General features: G+C 42.5%; 20 protein-coding genes. 14 read left to right on the top strand and 6 right to left on the bottom strand.

The genetic code is table 11. The annotated features are described in order from the left end of the window. Position 1 precedes the first annotated feature (1 nt). Genes gspH through AC19MX_RS18060 form a run of 7 tightly spaced genes read left to right on the top strand, consistent with a single transcriptional unit; the run spans position 2 to position 5,133 of the window. Entirely contained in the window at positions 2 to 574 is a 573-nt protein-coding gene (gene gspH / locus AC19MX_RS18090) for a type II secretion system minor pseudopilin GspH (RefSeq protein WP_498299334.1), read from the top strand. Continuing rightward, complete coding sequence (gspI, locus tag AC19MX_RS18085) at positions 567 to 965, top strand: type II secretion system minor pseudopilin GspI (RefSeq protein WP_498299333.1); 399 nt, start codon at positions 567 to 569, stop codon at positions 963 to 965. The genes gspH and gspI overlap by 8 nt, the downstream gene beginning before the upstream one ends. Then, the gene (gspJ, locus tag AC19MX_RS18080; protein WP_498299332.1) at positions 946 to 1,638 is read left to right on the top strand and encodes a type II secretion system minor pseudopilin GspJ; all 693 of its coding nucleotides are present in this window, start codon (positions 946 to 948) and stop codon (positions 1,636 to 1,638) included. Before gspI ends, gspJ begins: the two co-directional genes overlap by 20 nt. Beyond that, positions 1,638 to 2,624, top strand: coding sequence for a type II secretion system minor pseudopilin GspK (gene gspK / locus AC19MX_RS18075; RefSeq protein WP_432404001.1), 987 nt, complete (start codon positions 1,638 to 1,640; stop codon positions 2,622 to 2,624). The genes gspJ and gspK overlap by 1 nt, the downstream gene beginning before the upstream one ends. 51 nt (positions 2,625 to 2,675) lie before the next feature. Next, a complete protein-coding gene (gspL, locus tag AC19MX_RS18070; RefSeq protein WP_498299331.1) occupies positions 2,676 to 3,884 on the top strand; it encodes a type II secretion system protein GspL in 1,209 nt (402 codons plus the stop codon). Between the two features lies 1 nt (position 3,885). Continuing rightward, positions 3,886 to 4,362: a type II secretion system protein M gene (locus AC19MX_RS18065; RefSeq protein ID WP_498299330.1), complete on the top strand. Its 477-nt coding sequence runs from the start codon at positions 3,886 to 3,888 to the stop codon at positions 4,360 to 4,362. Positions 4,363 to 4,371: 9 nt separating this feature from the next. Beyond that, positions 4,372 to 5,133 (top strand): type II secretion system protein N, encoded by a 762-nt coding sequence (locus AC19MX_RS18060; RefSeq protein WP_160055525.1) that lies wholly within the window; start codon positions 4,372 to 4,374, stop codon positions 5,131 to 5,133. A 93-nt stretch (positions 5,134 to 5,226) separates the two neighbouring features. On the opposite strand, the gene yrfG is transcribed toward AC19MX_RS18060, so the two are convergent. Continuing rightward, positions 5,227 to 5,874 (bottom strand): GMP/IMP nucleotidase, encoded by a 648-nt coding sequence (gene yrfG / locus AC19MX_RS18055; protein ID WP_498299329.1) that lies wholly within the window; start codon positions 5,872 to 5,874, stop codon positions 5,227 to 5,229. 77 nt (positions 5,875 to 5,951) lie between these two features. On the opposite strand from yrfG, the gene nudE reads away from it, so the two are divergent. The 3 genes from nudE to AC19MX_RS18040 all read left to right on the top strand — a co-directional run bounded on the left by nudE (position 5,952) and on the right by AC19MX_RS18040 (position 8,896). Further along, complete coding sequence (nudE, locus tag AC19MX_RS18050) at positions 5,952 to 6,524, top strand: ADP compounds hydrolase NudE (protein ID WP_498299328.1); 573 nt, start codon at positions 5,952 to 5,954, stop codon at positions 6,522 to 6,524. Positions 6,525 to 6,653: 129 nt separating this feature from the next. Continuing rightward, positions 6,654 to 7,463, top strand: a complete 810-nt coding sequence (cysQ, locus tag AC19MX_RS18045; protein WP_432405746.1) for a 3'(2'),5'-bisphosphate nucleotidase CysQ — start codon at positions 6,654 to 6,656, stop codon at positions 7,461 to 7,463. A gap of 104 nt (positions 7,464 to 7,567) precedes the next feature. Then, complete coding sequence (locus AC19MX_RS18040; protein WP_498299327.1) at positions 7,568 to 8,896, top strand: hypothetical protein; 1,329 nt, start codon at positions 7,568 to 7,570, stop codon at positions 8,894 to 8,896. Between the two features lie 37 nt (positions 8,897 to 8,933). Here the strand turns inward: AC19MX_RS18040 and mnmH are convergent, their stop codons facing one another. Next, positions 8,934 to 10,037 (bottom strand): tRNA 2-selenouridine(34) synthase MnmH, encoded by a 1,104-nt coding sequence (mnmH, locus tag AC19MX_RS18035; RefSeq protein WP_498299326.1) that lies wholly within the window; start codon positions 10,035 to 10,037, stop codon positions 8,934 to 8,936. Continuing rightward, positions 10,034 to 11,092 (bottom strand): selenide, water dikinase SelD, encoded by a 1,059-nt coding sequence (gene selD, locus AC19MX_RS18030; RefSeq protein ID WP_432405736.1) that lies wholly within the window; start codon positions 11,090 to 11,092, stop codon positions 10,034 to 10,036. The genes mnmH and selD overlap by 4 nt, the downstream gene beginning before the upstream one ends. A gap of 191 nt (positions 11,093 to 11,283) precedes the next feature. Between selD and AC19MX_RS18025 the strand changes: the two genes are divergently transcribed. Together AC19MX_RS18025 and AC19MX_RS18020 are read left to right on the top strand one after the other, a co-directional pair. Beyond that, on the top strand, positions 11,284 to 11,889 hold the full coding sequence (locus tag AC19MX_RS18025) for a TetR/AcrR family transcriptional regulator (RefSeq protein ID WP_432405733.1): 606 nt from the start codon (positions 11,284 to 11,286) through the stop codon (positions 11,887 to 11,889). Then, positions 11,886 to 13,745 carry an MFS transporter gene (locus AC19MX_RS18020; protein ID WP_498299325.1) on the top strand — a complete coding sequence of 620 codons (1,860 nt, stop codon included), beginning with the start codon at positions 11,886 to 11,888 and terminating at the stop codon, positions 13,743 to 13,745. Before AC19MX_RS18025 ends, AC19MX_RS18020 begins: the two co-directional genes overlap by 4 nt. 70 nt (positions 13,746 to 13,815) lie before the next feature. On the opposite strand, the gene AC19MX_RS18015 is transcribed toward AC19MX_RS18020, so the two are convergent. Continuing rightward, complete coding sequence (locus AC19MX_RS18015; RefSeq protein WP_432405725.1) at positions 13,816 to 14,925, bottom strand: acyl-CoA desaturase; 1,110 nt, start codon at positions 14,923 to 14,925, stop codon at positions 13,816 to 13,818. A gap of 156 nt (positions 14,926 to 15,081) precedes the next feature. Here AC19MX_RS18015 and fabR point away from each other — a divergent pair, with 156 nt between their 5' ends. Beyond that, complete coding sequence (gene fabR / locus AC19MX_RS18010) at positions 15,082 to 15,699, top strand: HTH-type transcriptional repressor FabR (protein WP_498299324.1); 618 nt, start codon at positions 15,082 to 15,084, stop codon at positions 15,697 to 15,699. Positions 15,700 to 15,968: 269 nt separating this feature from the next. Here the strand turns inward: fabR and trmA are convergent, their stop codons facing one another. Next, entirely contained in the window at positions 15,969 to 17,066 is a 1,098-nt protein-coding gene (gene trmA / locus AC19MX_RS18005) for a tRNA (uridine(54)-C5)-methyltransferase TrmA (protein ID WP_498299323.1), read from the bottom strand. A gap of 129 nt (positions 17,067 to 17,195) precedes the next feature. On the opposite strand from trmA, the gene murI reads away from it, so the two are divergent. Beyond that, a complete protein-coding gene (gene murI, locus AC19MX_RS18000; protein WP_498299322.1) occupies positions 17,196 to 17,975 on the top strand; it encodes a glutamate racemase in 780 nt (259 codons plus the stop codon). A gap of 26 nt (positions 17,976 to 18,001) precedes the next feature. Here the strand turns inward: murI and AC19MX_RS17995 are convergent, their stop codons facing one another. Then, positions 18,002 to 18,445 (bottom strand): RNA recognition motif domain-containing protein, encoded by a 444-nt coding sequence (locus tag AC19MX_RS17995; RefSeq protein ID WP_432405714.1) that lies wholly within the window; start codon positions 18,443 to 18,445, stop codon positions 18,002 to 18,004. Between the last annotated feature and the right edge of the window lie 572 nt (positions 18,446 to 19,017).

The raw sequence follows: 19,017 nt of genomic DNA, 5'->3' as shown, positions 1-19,017 counted from the left end.
TATGCATTTTCGTCGTCACGCAGGGTTTACCTTACTTGAGGTATTACTGGTTGCATTGTTAATGGGTTTGGTGGCTGCTGCAGTCACCATTTCTATGAACGTCGCAGGGCCAGAACAAGCGCTTAAAAAACAGGCGCAACGATTTATGTCGGCGACTAAAATGGTGCTGGACGAAAGTGTGCTCAGCGGCCAATTTATTGGCATTGTGATTGATGAAGACGAATACCAATTTGTATTTTATAAAGAAGGCAAATGGATGCCTGTTGAGCAAGACCGTTTACTGGCGACTCAACAAATGGAATCAGGGATCGTGCTCGACATTGTGATTGATGGCATGCCATTAGTACAAGAAGATGAACAAGATGAGTCGTGGTTTGACGAGCCGTTTATCGATGAAGAAAGCGAAGAAGATAAGAAAAAACATCCTGAACCACAAATTTTACTCTTTCCAAGTGGCGAAATGACCCCATTTGAACTTAATTTTTCCACCGTAGATGATGAGCTAAAACCCGTCAATGTATTAGTGGTTGGTGATGCACTGGGGCGTTTAACGTTAGGGCGAGTCGATGAATAATTCACCTCGTACTATTCGCTCATTGAATAAAAATTTAGGTATGACCTTGCTTGAGGTGATTGTTGCATTAGCGGTGTTTTCGATTGCTGCGGTGTCGGTAACCAAAAGCTTAAGCGAGCAAATGGCCAACATGCCCATTTTAGAAGAACGCACGCTTGCCCAGTGGGTTGCCAGCAATCAAATGGTTGATATTAGATTAACCAGTGACTTTCCCGATATTGGCAAAAAAGAAGGCCAGGTCGAATTAGCTGGGCGCGAATGGTACTGGCGACAAGAAGTGGTAAAAACCACTGACGATAAATTTAGAATGATTAAAGTGAGTGTCAGTGACGATAACCGCTATGAACGAATTGTGGCTCAGGTAAGCAGTTATGTGCACAACAAAGCCTAATATAGGCGGTTTTACCTTACTTGAAATGCTCATCGCGATAGCGATTTTTGCCATGCTGGGTATTGCGGCCAACTCGGTTTTATCTGCGGTAATGAAAAACGATGAAGTCACTAAAGACTTTGCTGTTCGTCTCAAAGCTTTGCAACAAGGCTTTGGTGCATTAGAGCGTGATTTAGGCCAAATGGTGGCTCGTACGCCACGATCATTTGAAGGCGATCGCGGTAAGCAGTTTTTTCAAGCAGGCGATAATATTCTCGACTCTGACACCCAAGCATTAATGTTTTTCAGATTAGGCTGGCTAAACCCAGATGGCATGTTACCCAGAGGCAGTGTGCAATCGGTTGCTTATGTTGTGCAGGCGGGGCGTTTAGAGCGTTGGTATTATCCGTATCCTGAACCCATAGTGGGCGCCGAACCGTTAAAAAGTCTAGTGATTGACCATGTGGTATCGATTGAGTATTCGTTTTTTATTGATGATAAATGGCAAACTAAAGCTGATGGAACCGTAATGCCAAAAGGTATTGCCATGGAAATCGAAATTGAAGGCCTAGGTAAAATTCAGCGACGTTTTTTATTGCCTAAAGGCGCACCCGTTACCGATTCAAAAAATGATTCAAAAGATGATTCAAAAGATGATTCAAAAGATGATTCAAAAGATGAGGGTACAAGCTAATGGGCGGCCAAAAGCAGCGAGGTGTCGCGCTTATCGTCGTAATGCTGATTGTGGCGTTAGTGGTCATTATTGCCACCAATATCACCAGCCGTAACCAGTTATCTATGCGCCGGACGTTAAATATGGCGCAATATGACCAAGCTTATTGGTATGCCATGTCTGCTGAAGAGCTGGCTATGAAAGTGCTGAAGCAAGATTTTGAAGACGCCGAAGGCACAGTACATTTACAACAATATTGGGCGTTAGCTAATGTGGTTTTTCCGGCAGAGTACGGCGAAATTGTTGGCGAAATTGAAGATATGCGAGCCTGTTTTAATGTCAATGCCGTGGGTGAGCCGTCAAGCAGTACCGAAGATAATCAACCTAAAATGACCTTAGCAGCAAGGCAGTTTCAATCCTTGTTAATAAGTTTAGGTGTTGATGACTTTGGTGCTGAGCAACTAACGCAAACCTTAAAAGATTACATCGACGTGGATACGGTATCGAGTGCTTATGGTGCAGAAGATGCTGAATATGAGTCACGTAATGTGCCGTATCGCGCAGCAAATACCTTGATGCAACATCGCAGCGAATTACGTGCGGTGCTTGGGTTTAATCAAAATGTGTACATCAATATTTTAGATTATGTCTGCGCAATACCCGGCGACAGTCGACAGTTATTAAATGTGAATACCGTTAAAGTGGAACAAGCCGCCTTACTTGCTGCAATGTTAGAGAATGAAGTCTCCGTAAGTGAAGCTGAAAATATTATCAACGAACGTCCTGCAGACGGTTACGGTACCATTGAAGAATTTTGGGAGAGCTCATCGCTTAGCAGCATTAAAGCGGAAGCGGACCTCAAGTCGAGTTTTGTAGTCGATAGCGAGTATTTTTTATTACACGCGGGCGCCAAAGTCGACAACGCAATATTTAGAATGGACAGTGTGCTTAAGCGCAATGGCAATAATTTAGAAGTGCTCACCCGTCAGTATGGTGGCCAACAATAATAACAAGCTCATAGCGTATAAAAGACGTATTGAGAGCGGTGGAGAATAACAGTGTCTGAACGGCTATTTATCCGGTTAGGAAAAACATCAGAACACCCATGTTCATGGCTTGTCTGGTCAGAGCAAGAGCAAGAAATTATTGCCTCAGGTGAGTTGGCTGACGCCGCGAGCCTGAGCAGTTTAGCTGAACGTGCGGGCAATCGTCCTGTTGATGTACTTGTGCCAGCGGCCAGTATGACATTGACCCAAATCGCTTTGCCTGAAAAAGGCCAGCGCCAAGCGTTAAAAGCCTTGCCTTACATGCTAGAAGAATCGCTCGCAACAGACGTTGACCGCATGCATTTTGTGGTGGGTCCGCGCGAGGGCGAACACCTCAATGTAGCAGCCGTTGCCCATGAGCAAATGCAAACCTGGCTAGCCTGGTTACAAGACGCGGGCTTAAAAGTAAAACGCATTGTGCCAGACTGTTTAGCATTGCCATTAGAGCAATGTCGATGGGCAGCAATGAGCTTAGGTAATGAATATCTTATTCGTACATCTGAAGGAGGCGGCATAAGCCTACCTAAAGCGTGGTCAGCCTTTGCACTGCCTCAGTTAGTTAAGCAAGCGACAGCTCATAATGATAACGCGCAAATTAACGTAGCTTGTTATAGCGACGATATTGCGATTGACGGTGTACAGGTAGACAGTAAGCCACTTGATCTGCCAATGATGGTATTGGCCAAAGGGGTGTTGAACGCCCCCATTGATTTACTCAGTGGGATCTACAAGCCTAAACGCGAATACAGCAAACATCTGTTAGTGTGGAAAAATGCCGCGATTATTTTAGTGCTCGCCATTGTATTGGCATTGGTGAATAAAGGTTTGATGATCCATCAGCTTAATAATGATACTGAAGTGCTACGTGCTCAAAGCGAAGCCATTTTTAAGCAGGCTGTACCAGGAGTGAGTCGGATTGTTAATATGCGATCGCAAATGGACAGTACCTTACGCAGTATGCAAGGCCAAGGTGGCGGCGCGGCATTTTTTGAGATGCTCGACGGACTCAAACCGGCATTCAGTAAAGTGCCAGATCTTAAGCCAAATAGTTTGCGCTTTGAGGGCAATCGTAACGAGTTACGTATGCAAGTGACCGCGCAAAATTATGCCCAAATTGATCAATTTAAAGAGATCGTAGCCAAAGATTATCAATTAGACGGTGGCGCAATGAACAGCACGGACGAAAACGTGACCAGCACCTTGACCTTGAGGAGCAAATAAGATGAATAATTTGCGTACCTGGTGGCAAGGTTTAGTGCAGAGAGAACAGCAGCTCGTTGGTTTTTGCGCTGCGATTCTCGTAGTTGGGATTATGTATTGGGGTATATGGACACCAATATCAAATGCTCAAATAGAGGCGGAACGCAGCCATAATGCTGCCCAGCAAACCTTAAATTATGTCAAACAAACCGCCAATAAAATTGCCGGTTTAAAGCAAGCAGGCGCTCAAGCAAAAGTGCGTGGCAGCTTAAGTTCAATCGTTAACCAAACGGCTGGGCAATATCAATTAGAAATCACCCGAATGCAGCCGCAAGGTGACAAAATACAGTTGTGGATGGACGATGTTCCGTTTGATGCATTGCTCGGTTATTTACACGATTTAGTTGAACAAAAAGGCTTAACGCTAGACAGCGTCGATTTAGCCGAATCTGATGTTACTGGCTTTGTTAAAGTCAGACGTATTCAGCTTTCACAGTAAGGATTTTTTGTGAGTTTATTTTTTAAAATACTGGTTGGCGTGCTGGTTTATTTTGTGTTTCTCGTCGCGTACATTCCTGCAAACTGGTTAGTCAGTATTGCACCGCTCCCTAACAATGTGGTCATTAGCGGCACAGAAGGGACACTATGGGAAGGCAAAGCAGCATTAGTTTCAGTTGATCAGCGTCAAGTTGAGCATGTGAGTTGGCAGCTAAGCCCTTGGGGCTTGTTTATGGGCCAAGCCAATATTGATTTCAGCATTGGCAATCGTGCAACACCGGTTAGCGGTAAAGGCAGTGTAACCTGGTCTCTTGCGGGGATCAGTGGTAACAATATTCGCCTTGATGTACCTGACAGTTTTTTACTTGCCGGAGCCCGTTTACCTTTTAAAACTCAAGTGAGCGGTGATGTGAGCTTAATGATTGAAGTGCTAGAACAAGGTAAGCCTTGGTGCGAACAATTAAGTGGCAAGTTATTTTTAAATAATACCGACGTTAAAAACCAATTTGGTGCGTATCCGGTAGGTAATATCGCGCTAGGCTTGAGCTGCCTTGACGGCCAATTACAATTAGCGACAGATGAAACTCAAAATACCATCGGCTTAACGGGTACCGCTATCTTAGGCGAAGCAAACTTAGTTAAAGTCAGCGCTAAAATTAAGCCGACAGATACCCAACCAAAAGATTTACGCGACGCGTTACAATTTTTAGGTCGCCAAGATAGCCAGGGATATTATCCAATCAACTATCAGGGTGTTGTGCCAGGGTTGTAAATCAATACTGATATTGTTGGCTCACCAAATAGAAGTAAGTAAAAAGCGCGTTGATAGCAATACCAACGCGCTTTTTACTTACTTTTGTACTCGTTAAAGTGCGTCTAATAAGTCACTCTCCGCGGGAAACTGCTTAAATACCGTGTGCGGTTTTTTACTGTCGGGATTACTCACACCTAATTGATAGCCCACACCAGCGCGCTTTGACGCCGCTAAAATCACTTCACTGTCATCAATAAATAAGCATCTAGCAGGCTCTAAATTAAATTTATCAAACGCATAACGCCAAAAGTTGGGATGTTCTTTGGGGTAGCCACTTTCATGACTCGACAATAACTCATCTAAGCCATCGGCTAAATTGGTGTGAGTGAGCTTTAACGCCAGGCTATGAGGATGCGCATTGGTGAACAAAATTCGCCGCTTACTCGCACCCGCGAGTGCTTGTAAAAAGGGCATGCTGTCCTGGCGTATGTTAATTCTGTCTGCAGCCGTATGATGCAAAGCCAAAATATCTAACCCTAAATGTTGCTGCCAATAATCTAAACAGTACCAATCTAGGGTGCCGACAACATTATGGTACGCTTGATTCACCAAATCATTAGCATCGTCTAAGCTAATCTGGCGTAACAGGCTTAATTGTTGTGGCACTAATTGCAGCCAAAAATGGTTATCAAAATGCAAATCTAGCAGGGTGCCGTCCATATCGAGCAGCACTGTGTCTATGTTGTTCCAAGGAAACATGTAAATTCCGGTTGTAGAATATACGTAGAATAGTAAGATTGTACCTTGTCTTTATTAATTCGTCACATGAGGCTGCAATGACACAGCGGCATAAAAAGCCGGAAATCCTGCACACAGAAGTCGTTGCTAAAAGCCGACTGTTTCAAATTGAGCAGGTTCACCTTAAGTTTTCTAATGGCGTTGAACGCCAATACGAAAGAATGAAAGGCGGTAGCAGAGGGGCTGTGATGATTGTCCCTATTCACGAAGGTAAGCTGTTATTAGCCAGTGAGTATGCCGCAGGCACTGATAATTATGAATTAGGGTTTCCTAAAGGATTGATCGATCCTGGAGAAACGGCCATTGAAGCCGCAAACCGAGAGCTACAGGAAGAGATTGGATTTGGCAGCCATAAACTGACACTGTTAAAAGAGTTGTCACTTGCGCCTGGCTATTTCTCAAGCAAAATGCAAATCTTTGTCGCTGAGGATCTTTATCCTAGTCGTTTAGAAGGAGACGAACCTGAGCCGATAGATGTTATTCCGTGGCCTTTAGCAGACTGGCAATTATTACTCGACAATGGTGATTTTTCAGAGTCTCGCAGTGTGAGTGCATTATTTTTAACCCAGCAATATCTAGCAACCTCAGAGACATCGAAAACAGAGTCTTAGCGATGGTTCATCGTGCACGGCATTTGCGCGAGATAATAATTTAGGCAAATAACCGCGACATAAGGGGGTAAAAGCTAATTTAACCCTCTTAGAAGGTCATCCTTATCGAACCCAGCGATTGGAGTAGTAATGAAGCCAGAAGATGTAATTGACCAAGTTATCGGCATCGCCACTGAGGCCGGAGAGAAAATCCGCGAGATCTACTTAAAGGGTAGCTTTAAACGTGAGATAAAATCAGACAATACGCCTGTAACATCGGCAGATTTGGCTGCCCACGATATTATTTGCCAACAACTTGCTGTGTTGACTCCAGACATTCCCATTTTAAGTGAAGAAGCTGCCGATATTCCATTAAGTGTGCGCGAAACATGGAAACGCTATTGGTTGGTTGACCCACTAGATGGTACAGGCGAGTTTATTGCTGGCAGCGGCGATTTTTCTGTGATCATCGCATTGGTTGAGCACAATCGTCCTATTATGGGTATCGTTTATGTGCCAATGACTAAGGTGTGTTATTACGCCATTGCAGGATTAGGTGCGTATAAGCGTGACGGTAAAAATGAAGTCCGCATTACCAGTAAACAATTAACTAATAATGAAACTGATAATTTGCGATTAGCCGTAAGCCGTCGCCAAGATCCTCAATCTGTGTTGAAGTTGCTCAATAAACCTAATCATTGCGAATTGGTTGTTATGGGTGGCGCGGCATTAAAGAGTTGTTTAGTCGCAGAAGGCCGCGCTGATTGTTATGTGCGTTTAGGTCCTACCGGTGAGTGGGATACGGGCGCGGCGCAAATTATTATTGAAGAAGCCGGTGGTGCTTTGATTGATATTAACTTGCAGCCAATGACGTACAACGAACGTGAAAGCTTAGAGAACCCGAATTTTATTGTGGTGGGTAGCCCCAATTTACCTTGGGATATTTTACTCACGACCTAATTGATGTGGTCGGGGAATATATTTTTAGTCGCATATTGCTTTTGCATTAGTGTGTGAATATTGTATCTCAATTGTTAGTGAACTGTTTATTGAGAGCAAAACACATGAGACGCAAAGGAATGTATACTGCTTCAACTTCGATGTTATTCATCCTCGGGGCGATTGGGTTGTCAGGTTGCGGAGGCGGTAGTGACGATACCTCTACTGACAGTGGTGGAAGCCCTGATGGACGCTTAACTGGCGATATTGTTTATTACGCCGCAGCGTGTGATGTCAGCCAACCTGCAGTAGGAACAGACCTTATTGTACATCGTAAAGATGGCAGTATTTTAAGCCAATCAAAAGTGCCTTCAACAGGTAAGTTTGATATTGCTTGGCCATCAGATGCTTATCACTTTTCATATGCACAACAAATCAATGGCGAGTTATTCGTTTACAGTAAGCTCAATGTTGTTGCGGGTGATATTGGCATTGTGGGTGAGCGTAATAGCAATATCGATTCAGCATGTGCTTGCAGCGACTTTAATTTTTCATTGAGTGATGTTAATACCAATTATAACGGCTATACCGTTTATATTGACGGTAGGAGTGATAGGTCTAGTGCTAAGGTGTGTAAACAAGATGGGCAATTCCCCCCTGTTAATTTGGTGCTAACCCCAACTTATGCTGATGGTTTGACATCTTATGCAGCACAAATCGATGTTAATAGTTATGCTGCTAATAGCACGATATATGTTTCCCCTTCTATATTTGAAAACGCTGAAAATGAAGGTGTCGAACTCAACGCCGAATTAAGCAGTGCCAACAACAATATATACTCGCCGAGTTTTAGAACGTTTTCAGAAACCGATTACGGCCGAGTAAACTGGATTGAATGGCCCGTGTCTGCGCATGTTTTCCCGGGATTATTTGCTAATAATTTTATTACTTATTCTAATTTTGAACCGTTAGGGGGTGACGATTATGGTCAAGTTTTTTACTACACCAGCCGGCGCCATCGCGTAACCGATCCTGACGCTACTCAAGTAGTACAATTACAGCAAAACCAGCAAAAAATGTTACAAAGCACCGACGCCATTTTATCTAGTTTTAGTGAGGATGGTGCCAGTAACTATGATTTTACTGGTATTGGGACGGGTAAAACATTACTTCAGGTTGATTTTGGTCAAAGCGGTATAGCGAATTGGACAATTGAAGCGCCATTAAAAGGGACGTTTCCTGATTTGGATTTACCGACAAATTTACAAACGCCGTTTGAGCAAATTACCCAGGCGAATTTATCGGTCATGATTTATGGTTACTTTAGTCATTCGTCGAGCCAATATAATCAATTCCGCACAAAAGTAGTCGAAATACAACGCGCTGATTTGAAAACTCGGTCAGAATTTTATGATAATTATGTTATTGAGCAAATTTCCGTAGATATTTATTAAGCTTACAAACAAACGCCCTCAAATGAGGGCGTTATTTTTAGACTGTCTTACGATCGTCTAACCATTGATGAATCGCTTGCCGATCACCTTGAAAAATAATGCGATCTTGTTTCTTTTCTAATTGAAACTGATACATAGGGTCATAGTAAATCTCAAGTAACACGCTAATCCACTCTAGATGTTTACTCACATCATTTTGATTCAGCTGCTGTAATAACGCATCGTCTACCAATTGTTGCAGCTCACTATGCAGCTTACCGCCTAAGCGCTTACGGATCCCCGTAAGGCTCTGGCTGAGGTAGTCGCTAAATGCAGCAAAACCAGCTTGCTCACCAAACTTAGCAACATAGTCTGCCAGCTTTTCGGTGACATAGTCGTTGAGTAAGCGAGGCAGGCGAATGTCTCTGGGTTCATCCAGTAATACGATATCCGCAAGTTGCATGGCTTGATAAAAAGCATGGGGGAGTGCAGAGCGACCAATCAGAAAGCTCTCATCTTCAAGCAATAAATGTCGATGCTGTTGCTGTTGATGTTTGAGCAATGATACTGCAAGATTATTTTCAAAGTTGATTTGCGTTGGCTGCGGGTCAATGTTTTTACCAAAGCTCGAGCCTTTATGGTTAGCAATACCTTCTAAATCAACCGACTCATCACGCTGATGAATAAATTCGGTTTTACCACTGCCGGTAATGCCACTTAAAATCAGCATACTGGAGTGCTTTGGCGCACTGTCTATCGCTTCAATTAAAAAGCCGCGCATTGCCTTATAGCCACCTTGTATATAAGGCACATTAAGACCCGATTCTTTTATCCATTGTTGCGATAGCTTAGAGCGCAGTCCACCCCGAAAACAGTATAAATAGCTTTCTGGATGTTGTGACAGTTGAGCCTGCCAGGCTTCAATTCGCGCTTGTTTTACCTTCCCTGTCACTAATTGATGGCCTAACGCAATAGCGGCGTCTTGGCCATTCTGTTTGTAGCAGGTACCGACTTTTTCGCGCTCACTATCTTGCATTAACGGCAAATTTACCGAATGACTAAACGCGCCTTTAGTAAACTCTATTGGGGCGCGCACATCAATTAGTGGTCTGTTTTCGAGTAGTAAACGGCCATATTCCGAACTGGGAATGATGTCGTTCATTGAGTTAACTCAATGAGTATATCGTGACCAACATTAACAGGGGTGAACTCGGCCATTGAGCCAATACACACCGCAGCAATATTATTGGCCGTCAGTAACGCTTGCAGTTCGGCTTCGCTTTCTGCATTTACAGTCACTAATAAACCACCGCTAGTTTGTGGGTCGCATAAAATGGCTTTTTGGTCGTCGGTTAAAGGCGGTAGATGCTCGCCGTAGCTGTCAAAGTTACGATGGGTGCCGCCAGGCACACAGCCTTGTGCTAAGTAATCAGCAACCTTTGGCAGTAAAGGTACGTTATGTAATGCGAGGTTAGCTTTAAGTTTTGCTCCTTGGCACACTTCAATTAAATGACCTGCTAAACCAAAGCCAGTGACATCGGTTAAGGCATTCACGCCAGTGATTTTAGCTATCTCGATACCAATTGTGTTGAGCTGGCACATGGCTTGTGGTGCTATTTGACTATCTTCGTCACGTAATTTTTTTTGTTTTTGCGCAGTAGTCAAAATACCAATACCCAGTGGTTTGGTGAGATATAAACGATCTCCAGCTTTAGCTGTGTTGTTTTGCTTGAGTAACTCAAGTGGAATTTGACCGGTGACGGCTAAACCAAAAATAGGTTCTGGAGCATCAATACTGTGGCCGCCGGCAAGCATAATACCAGCATCCGCGCAGGCTTGACGTCCGCCATCGACGACTTGTTGTGCAATCTCTGGTGGCAATACATTGACTGGCCAACCTAATATTGCAATGGCCATAATTGGCGTGCCGCCCATGGCGTATATATCGCTAATCGCATTGGTTGCGGCGATACGGCCAAAAGTAAATGGGTCGTCAACGATAGGCATAAAGAAATCTGTGGTACTGATAATGCCGGTATGTTCATTGAGTTTATATACGGCGGCATCATCACGCGTTTGATTACCCACTAATAAGTTGGGATCAGTAAATACAGGTAGCTGCGATGCAAGAATGGTACTTAGGACTTTAGGCGAAATTTTACAGCCGCAACCGGCGCCATGACTATATTCAGTAAGTTTAACTGCTTGCTCAGACATAATAAGATGATCTTTAGATGGCGTATTGAGCCGTAATTATAATCACTATTAGGCAGAATATCTTGTGTTTTAGTCGTTTATCAAACTAAGTCGTCGTTTTCTAATACGTAAAATATTATTGTGAACATTGTTTTTTATTTTGTTTGCTGTTAACTTAGCAACCATAAAAGGTAATGGAATTAGGTAGCGCAGTGGCCAGACGCAAAGAGCACACTCATGAGCAAATTAAACAAATGGCGATAGCCGCGGTAGTGCAGTATTTACAGCATGACAGTATCCATTCGTTGAGTTTACGAAAGGTTGCTGCCGAAATCGGTTATGTGCCAAGTACTTTGATTAATATCTTTGGTAGCTACCAATACTTATTATTAGCAGTATCTGAGCATACGTTAGTTAGCTTATCTGCGGTGTTGCAGGGATTAACTACACAACAACCGTTGTTGAATATTCAAGATATGGCTGTACGGTATAGTGACTTTGCACTGCAACATAAAAGTTGTTTCCGATTAGTCTTTGAGTTGTCTATGCCCAACGAGCAACCCTTACCCGTAAATCATTCAGCGTTAGTCAAATCATTATTTGCGTTAGTCGAGTCGCAGCTGCGTTTATGTATAGCAGACATTAGCGATCAAAAAGTGGAGTTAATGAGCAGGGTACTTTGGGGCGGTATTCATGGATTAACGTGTTTAGCGTTAGATGGAAAACTATTTGTCACACACAGTGACTTGCAAGCAATGCTTTGCAGTCATGTACAAGGATATATTGCCGGAATGGGCATAAACAAGGAGTTCGTATGATATTAACCAAACGCTTTTTTCCTTATTTTGCAACCCTGTGTTTAGGGGCGCTAAATGATAATTTTTATAAAAATGTCCTGTTATTATTGGTGACCTACAGTCAGCTTAATGCATTACCTATCGACGTTAATTTGTTTGTCAATTTGGCCGCTGGTGTATTCATTTTGCCGTTTTTCTTGTTTTCTGCTCATGCGGGTATCGTGGCTGATAACATGAATAAGGCAACATTGATCAAACGCTTAAAGTTACTAGAACTGATCATCATGTCCACAGCCGCTATCGCGATTGTGAGCCAGAGTTATATGGTTATGTTGTTGCTGTTGTTTTTAACCGGTAGCCAATCGGCTTATTTTGGCCCTGTGAAATACTCGTTATTGCCTCAAGCACTGAGTGAGGCTGAATTGGTAAAAGGCAACGCATTGGTTGAAATGGGCACCTTTTTATCAATTCTTGTTGGCACACTAAGTGCTGGTTTAGTGGTGTCTAATGAAAATGGCTTAACGTGGGCAGCTATCATTGTGTGTGTGCTTGCGGTGTGTGGTTATTTGGCAAGTAGAGCGATTCCATCACTGCCTGCACAGGGTGAGTTAAATCCAAATAAGTTTTCACTTTTCTCAGGCACTTGGCGCTGCATTAGTAAAGCCCGTGAAACGACATCAATCTGGATGGCTATTTTAGCGATTAGTTGGTTTTGGTTTGTCGGTGCGACCTATCTGACTCAGTTTCCTAATTTTGCCAAGCTGCACTTACATGCAGATGCTACGGTGGTGTCTTTACTGTTAGCGCTATTTTCTGTGGGGATTGCGGTCGGGTCTTTTGTGTGTGAACGTTTTTCGTTTGGCCATGTTGAACTAGGTCTGTTGCCGTTTGGAGTATTGGGACTCAGTGTATTTAGCTTTGACATGATAGGCGCAATCCCGCTACAAGTAGTTGAGCCAGGTTTTGTCTATAGTTTTGAGTCTTTTGTTGCTAACGCACAGCATTATCGTGTGATGATTGATTTGTTTCTGGTGGGGTTAAGCGGCGGACTCTTTATTGTGCCTTTATATGCGTTTATTCAAACCCGCGCAGAAAAACAAGAGTGTGCGCAAGCTATCGCTGCAAACAACATTATTAATGCGTTGTTTATGGTTGGCTCGGCGGTGTTATCGATAGTCTTACTTGGGGTATTTAGTTGGAGTATTCCTGAGTTATTTATGCTTATCGGTGTGCTTAACTTAGTGGTACTGATTTATGTTTACTCTCAAGTGCCCGAGTTTACTCAACGGTTTATTAGCTACTTGCTTAGCCACGTAATGTATCGGGTTAACGTGCAGGGCAGACAGCACATTCCGGCCCAAGGGGCGGGGATCATTGTGAGTAACCATGTGAGTTACGTTGATGCGTTGATTATAATGGGATCATCAACTCGGCCAATTCGTTTTGTGATGGACAAGTCGATTAGCGAAATTCCGTTATTAAAGTATGTGTTTAGGCATGCTGGCGTTATTCCTATTTGCTCACCTAAAAAGTGCGAAGCGACTTATCTTAATGCGTTCGAGCAAATTCATAATGCGTTAGCCAATGATGAACTAGTGTGTATCTTCCCTGAAGGGCGTTTAACCTCAGACGGTGATATTGGTGAGTTTAGACCAGGCATTGAGATGATTTTACAACGCGATCCTGTACCGGTTATACCGCTAGCACTTAATGGGTTATGGGGTTCGTATTTTAGCCATAAAGGCGGACATGCATTAACGACTAAACCAACACGTTTTTGGTCTCGGGTGAAGGTGAATATTGCGCCTGTGGTTGCAGGTGATACCACCAATCGTATGGCGCTTCAGCAGCAAGTGACACAACAATTCGAACAATAAATAGTAGAGATACAATAAACAAAAAGGCCAGCTTGATTAAATCAAGGTGGCCTTTTTCGTTGCGCTCAGTTTATTGAGCGTAAGCCGCTGTTAAACTTTTCCAATGACGCTGTCTTTCTAAAAACTGACTGCGTAAATCTTGTACTTGTTGCTTAAGATTATGGTCGGCTAATTGCTTACGTTTCGCTTCTAGTAGGCTTTTTTTCGCTTGATAATATTCAAGCAAGTGTTGTTTCATTAAGTCGTATTCAGCCTGAAACTTCTCAATAATTTCATCACAGTTAGGCAAGTGAGCCACTTGATTCTGTGCTCGCAAAAGTTGCATTTGCAAACGAGCACTTTCAATACGCTCTTGTGGTACTTTGCGTAAGTCAGTGGTTAAGCCGACCCAACTCATACTTTTAATTAACCACTTGGTTGGATCGTAGTCCCACCACTTAATGCCATTGCGGTAATCGTTTTCAAAAATATGGTGAAAGTTGTGATAGCCCTCGCCATATGTCAATAAAGCGATAAATGCATTATCACGAGCCGTGTTTTTATCTGTGTACGGCTGTTTTCCCCAAATGTGTGCTAATGAGTTAATAAAGAACGTACAGTGATGTACTACTACTAAGCGCAGTAAACCCGCCATTAGCACCATAGAAAGTATGTCACCGTTTAACCAACCTAAAAATGCCGGTAAACCAATGTTCATTAAAATGACTAACGCAAGGTAATGTTTATGCTGCCACATGACAATGCGATCGTTTTGTAAATCCCGCACATTATTGTAATCGCTGTAACGACTCGCTTGGTATTCACGCAACATCCAACCTATGTGGCTATACCAAAAGCCCATCTTAGCTGAGTACGGATCTTTATCATTATTATCAACATGTTTGTGGTGTATACGGTGATCGCTACACCAATGTAATGCACTATTCTGTAGTGCTAATGCACCACCGAGAGCATATAAAAATCGAACGGCCGGATGAGCCTTATACGCTTTATGAGACCAGAGTCTGTGGTAACCAGCAGTAATAGACAACCCACTCGCGTAAGCAAAAACAACAAATGCAATCCATTCAATGCCGTCAAAGCCATGGGTGAAACCACGCCAAGGGATCAATACCACAGCGCCAAGTAAAGTGATGGCAAATAACAGGGTATTAAGCCAAATGATTGGAGGTTTTTTCATTTAGTAGGATTCCAATTATAGGTTTTAGCAAGTTGAGCGTACATTTGTACGCTAATTTAACTTAGGTAGTAGGCATGGGTCAAGTTTAACAGGGCTGTGTTTCTGTTTTAAAAACGGTATTATCTGTTGCTAAATATTGACTGATTGGATGAGTAGATGGGTGTTAGAGCACAACAAAAGGAAAAAACGCGTCGTGCATTAGTCGATGCAGCATTTAATCAATTAAGTGCAGAGCGTAGTTTTTCAAGCTTAAGTCTACGAGAAGTTGCCCGTGAAGCTGGTATTGCTCCCACTTCTTTCTATCGTCATTTTAAAGACATGAACGAACTCGGATTAACCATGGTTGATGAGGGCGGTTTAACCTTACGTCAAATGATGCGCAAAGGACGTCAACGTGCTGAAGCGGGTGGCAGTGTAATTCGTATTTCGGTCGACACCTTTATAGAAGTGTTAGAGTCTAATCCAAACGTATTTCGTATTTTGCTACATGAACGATCTGGTACATCTGCAGCTTTTAGAGCGGCCGTTGAGCGTGAAATTGAGCATTTTATTTCTGAATTGGCTCATTACACTGAAGCACAAGCCAATCGCACTCCCGATTTAGCTCGAGCACAGGCAGAAGCATTGGTTATTTTGGTGTTTAACGCAGGAGCATCGGCATTAGATATCAAACGCAGTGAGCGTAAAGCATTGGCCGATCAGCTTGTGTTACAGCTGCGTATGGTTGCTACTGGTGCTGAGGCGTTGCAGCAAAAGATAGATAATCGTGCTTAACGGATTGTGTTTAAAAAGTAGAAATAATAAGGGCGCAAATCTTTGCGCCCTTATTATTTAGTAAACTGCTTACTTAACCTGATCTCGGGATAAGGGATGAACTTATGCTATTTAAAATCAATATGTTACCCATTCTCACTTTCAAGCTTGTCATTTGTTCAGCTAACAAGGCGAATTGACGCGTCAATAGCTAGCCTATTGTAAGTCGATTCAATGCAGTTAGTAGGGCAAAGGACTGTTTGAAAGGCATTTATTATCCCGAGCTCAGGTTACTTACGCACGAGTAGCACGCCGGATTCCATATGGTCTGTATACGGGAATTGGTCAAACAGGGCAAAACGGCTGATCTCATGGGTTTCGCTTAGTGTGAGTAAGTTGTCTTTTAAGGTTTCTGGGTTGCACGAGATATATAAAATACGCTCGTAGCCTTGTACAAGCTTTAACGTTTCAGGGTCGATACCTGCACGTGGCGGATCGACAAAGATGGTATTGCAGTCAAAACTGTCTAAATCGATACCTTCCAAACGTCTGAATTCACGCTTCTTCGCCATTGCATCACTAAAATCTTCTGCTGACATGCGGATGATTTGAACGTTAGTGACGTTATTGATGTCAATATTATACTGAGCGGCATCAACAGACGGTTTAGCTAATTCAGTTGCTAATACACGGTTGAAATTTTGCGCCAGAGCAATGGTAAAATTTCCATTGCCGCAATACAGCTCCAACAAATCACCTTGGCTTTGCTTAGTCGCATCGATTGCCCATTCCAACATTTTTACAGACACTTTGGCATTAGGTTGAGTAAAACTGTTCTCAATTTGCTTGTATTGTAATACCTGCTGATTAACCGTTAATGATTCGACAACGAAGTCTTTATCTAAATCGATTTTCTGTTTGCGGGCACGACCAATAATATTGACATTATACCTGGCTGCTAATTTCGCTTTTAACTGCGTTGCGTGTTCGCGCCACTCTTCGTCAAGCTGGCGGTGGTATAGCAATGACACTAATATCTCACCGCTTAATGTCGACAAAAAATCAATTTGGAATAGTCTATGACGTAATGCGGGATTAGGTCTTAATTCAACAATTAATTCCGCCATCATTTGATTAATAAGCACACCAGCAGGCAAATATTGATCGCAACGCACTTTTGCATTCAGTGCTTTATCAAACATGTAGTAATATAAGTCATCGCCTTCATGCCACATTCTAAATTCAGCACGCATGCGATAATTCATTGGTTCGGAAGCAAAGACTTCAAGTGCTGGTGGAGTGAAATCGGCAAAGGCCTGTTCAAGCTTGATGCGCTTTTGTTGTAATTGTGCATCGTAGTTTTTAGGATCCATTGCAGCTAAATTCATGTTGTCCACCTAAGGCTGTAAAAAAGGGCGCAAATATTATACTAAATGACGCTTATGTCTAGTGTTACGCGCCTTAGTATAAAGCGACAAGACGAATAATACTGAACATATTGATAATTGGAGCCAATATTGTCTGGACCTATTTTAGTGTTTGATTCTGGTATCGGCGGATTGTCGGTAATGAATGAGATTAGAAAACAACTACCACAGCATGATTACTGTTATTTGTTTGATAATGCACGCTTGCCTTACGGCAACTTGTCAGAGCAAGAGCTGATCACAGGTTGCGTTGCATTGATTGCACACCATGCGCTACGACTTAATGCGAGTATTGTTGTTGTCGCATGCAATACGGCTAGTACTTTAGTATTGCCACATTTACGTCGACTATTAACCATTCCTGTAGTGGGGGTGGTGCCTGCTATTAAACCGGCTGCGATGTTATCAAGCAAAAAGCACATTGGTTTACTTGCTACGCCTGGCACAGTGAAGCGAGATTATACTCAAACATTAATCCAACAATTTGCCGGAGACTGTAAAGTCGATCTGTTTGGTACATCCGATTTAGTATTACTAGCCGAACAGTATGTCGCCCGACAAAAAATAGATATGGATAAACTACACAATATTCTTGAACCAATAAAAGCGTCAGAGATTGATGTATTAGTATTGGGGTGTACTCACTTCCCGATGATAGCAGCAGAGATAAGTGATTATCTTGGAAAAGGCGTTGTATTACTGGATTCTGGAGAGGCAGTGGCTAAGCGGGTGAGATTTTTACTCAGTAAAGAACACAATGGTGACAAGAAATTACAAGCTTGTTATACCAAAGACATAAATGAAGGGCTCAAAGCGACATTAGTCGATTATGGTTTTAGTGATTTTTCGCTGGTAACCATAACCGACTAACACAGTACTAAATAAAAGGAATAGAGTTAGCTATTATCAGAGTCAGACTCTTGTGATTTAGCTTCTCTTACTTTTAAAGTACGTTCCTGGAAACTGTAGTCATTCAGTTTCGTCATTGCTTTCTGAGCACCTGCCTCAGACATTTCAACAAAACCAAACCCTTTACGACGTCCAGTTTTACGGTCACGGACTAAACGCACAGAATTAACCGGACCATACTCACCAAACAAAGCCTTCACTTCACCTTCATGAACACGATAAGGCAAATTACCTACATATAATGTCATAGTTGGACCTACATAAGGCTCATCAGCAGAATTTGCTGAGCTTGTAGGTATAAAGGTGAAAATTAACGTTGCCACGACAACACCAGCAATAAACGCTACAGAAGAAGATGTACCGCCAAACTGAGAAAAAACAAAAGCGCCTAGAAGCGCCGCAATCAAAACAATCACGAATGATTTCTGCATAAAATAATCTCTAATGAATATGAAAATGATAAATTACTGTTAAAAACCGTTACATAGTAATTAAAATTTACCAGATACACCAGACTACTGTTGAAAAATTGAGCTCAAATTCACTTTAATATCAGAAATAAGCATTTTGTTATCTAGGTAAAGGTGGTTCTTTAAGCAAAAAAGCCAAAAAAGAATCGATCTGAACAAAAGTTCAACGTTCGAAACTTTTATTGCTTAAAAGCGCTTGCACTAAATCTTAAGCTGCCTATAATGCGCATCCACTGACACGGCAGACAGCGAAAGCAAAAGCCGGTGAGTGTTATCAAGCCATTGAGGTGGCAGAGATAAAGGCAAAAAGAAGTTTGAAAAAACACTTGACGCCATAAAGGGAATGCGTAGAATACGCAGCCCTGACCTACTGAAACGGTCAACGCTCTTTAACAATTTATCAAGTAATCTGTGTGGACATTCACAGGTATTGAGTTATTCGAAATTGTCTTCTTGTTCTTCGGAATGTAGGCAATCAAAAAATTTAAACTCAATGCGATGATGAGTGTTCATAGTAATATGTACAAACGTTT

The sequence above is a fragment of the Shewanella sp. MF05956 genome (assembly GCF_059758055.1).
The sequence above is the reverse complement of the archived record's forward strand: the minus strand, read 5'-3'. Positions and strand labels throughout refer to the sequence as shown.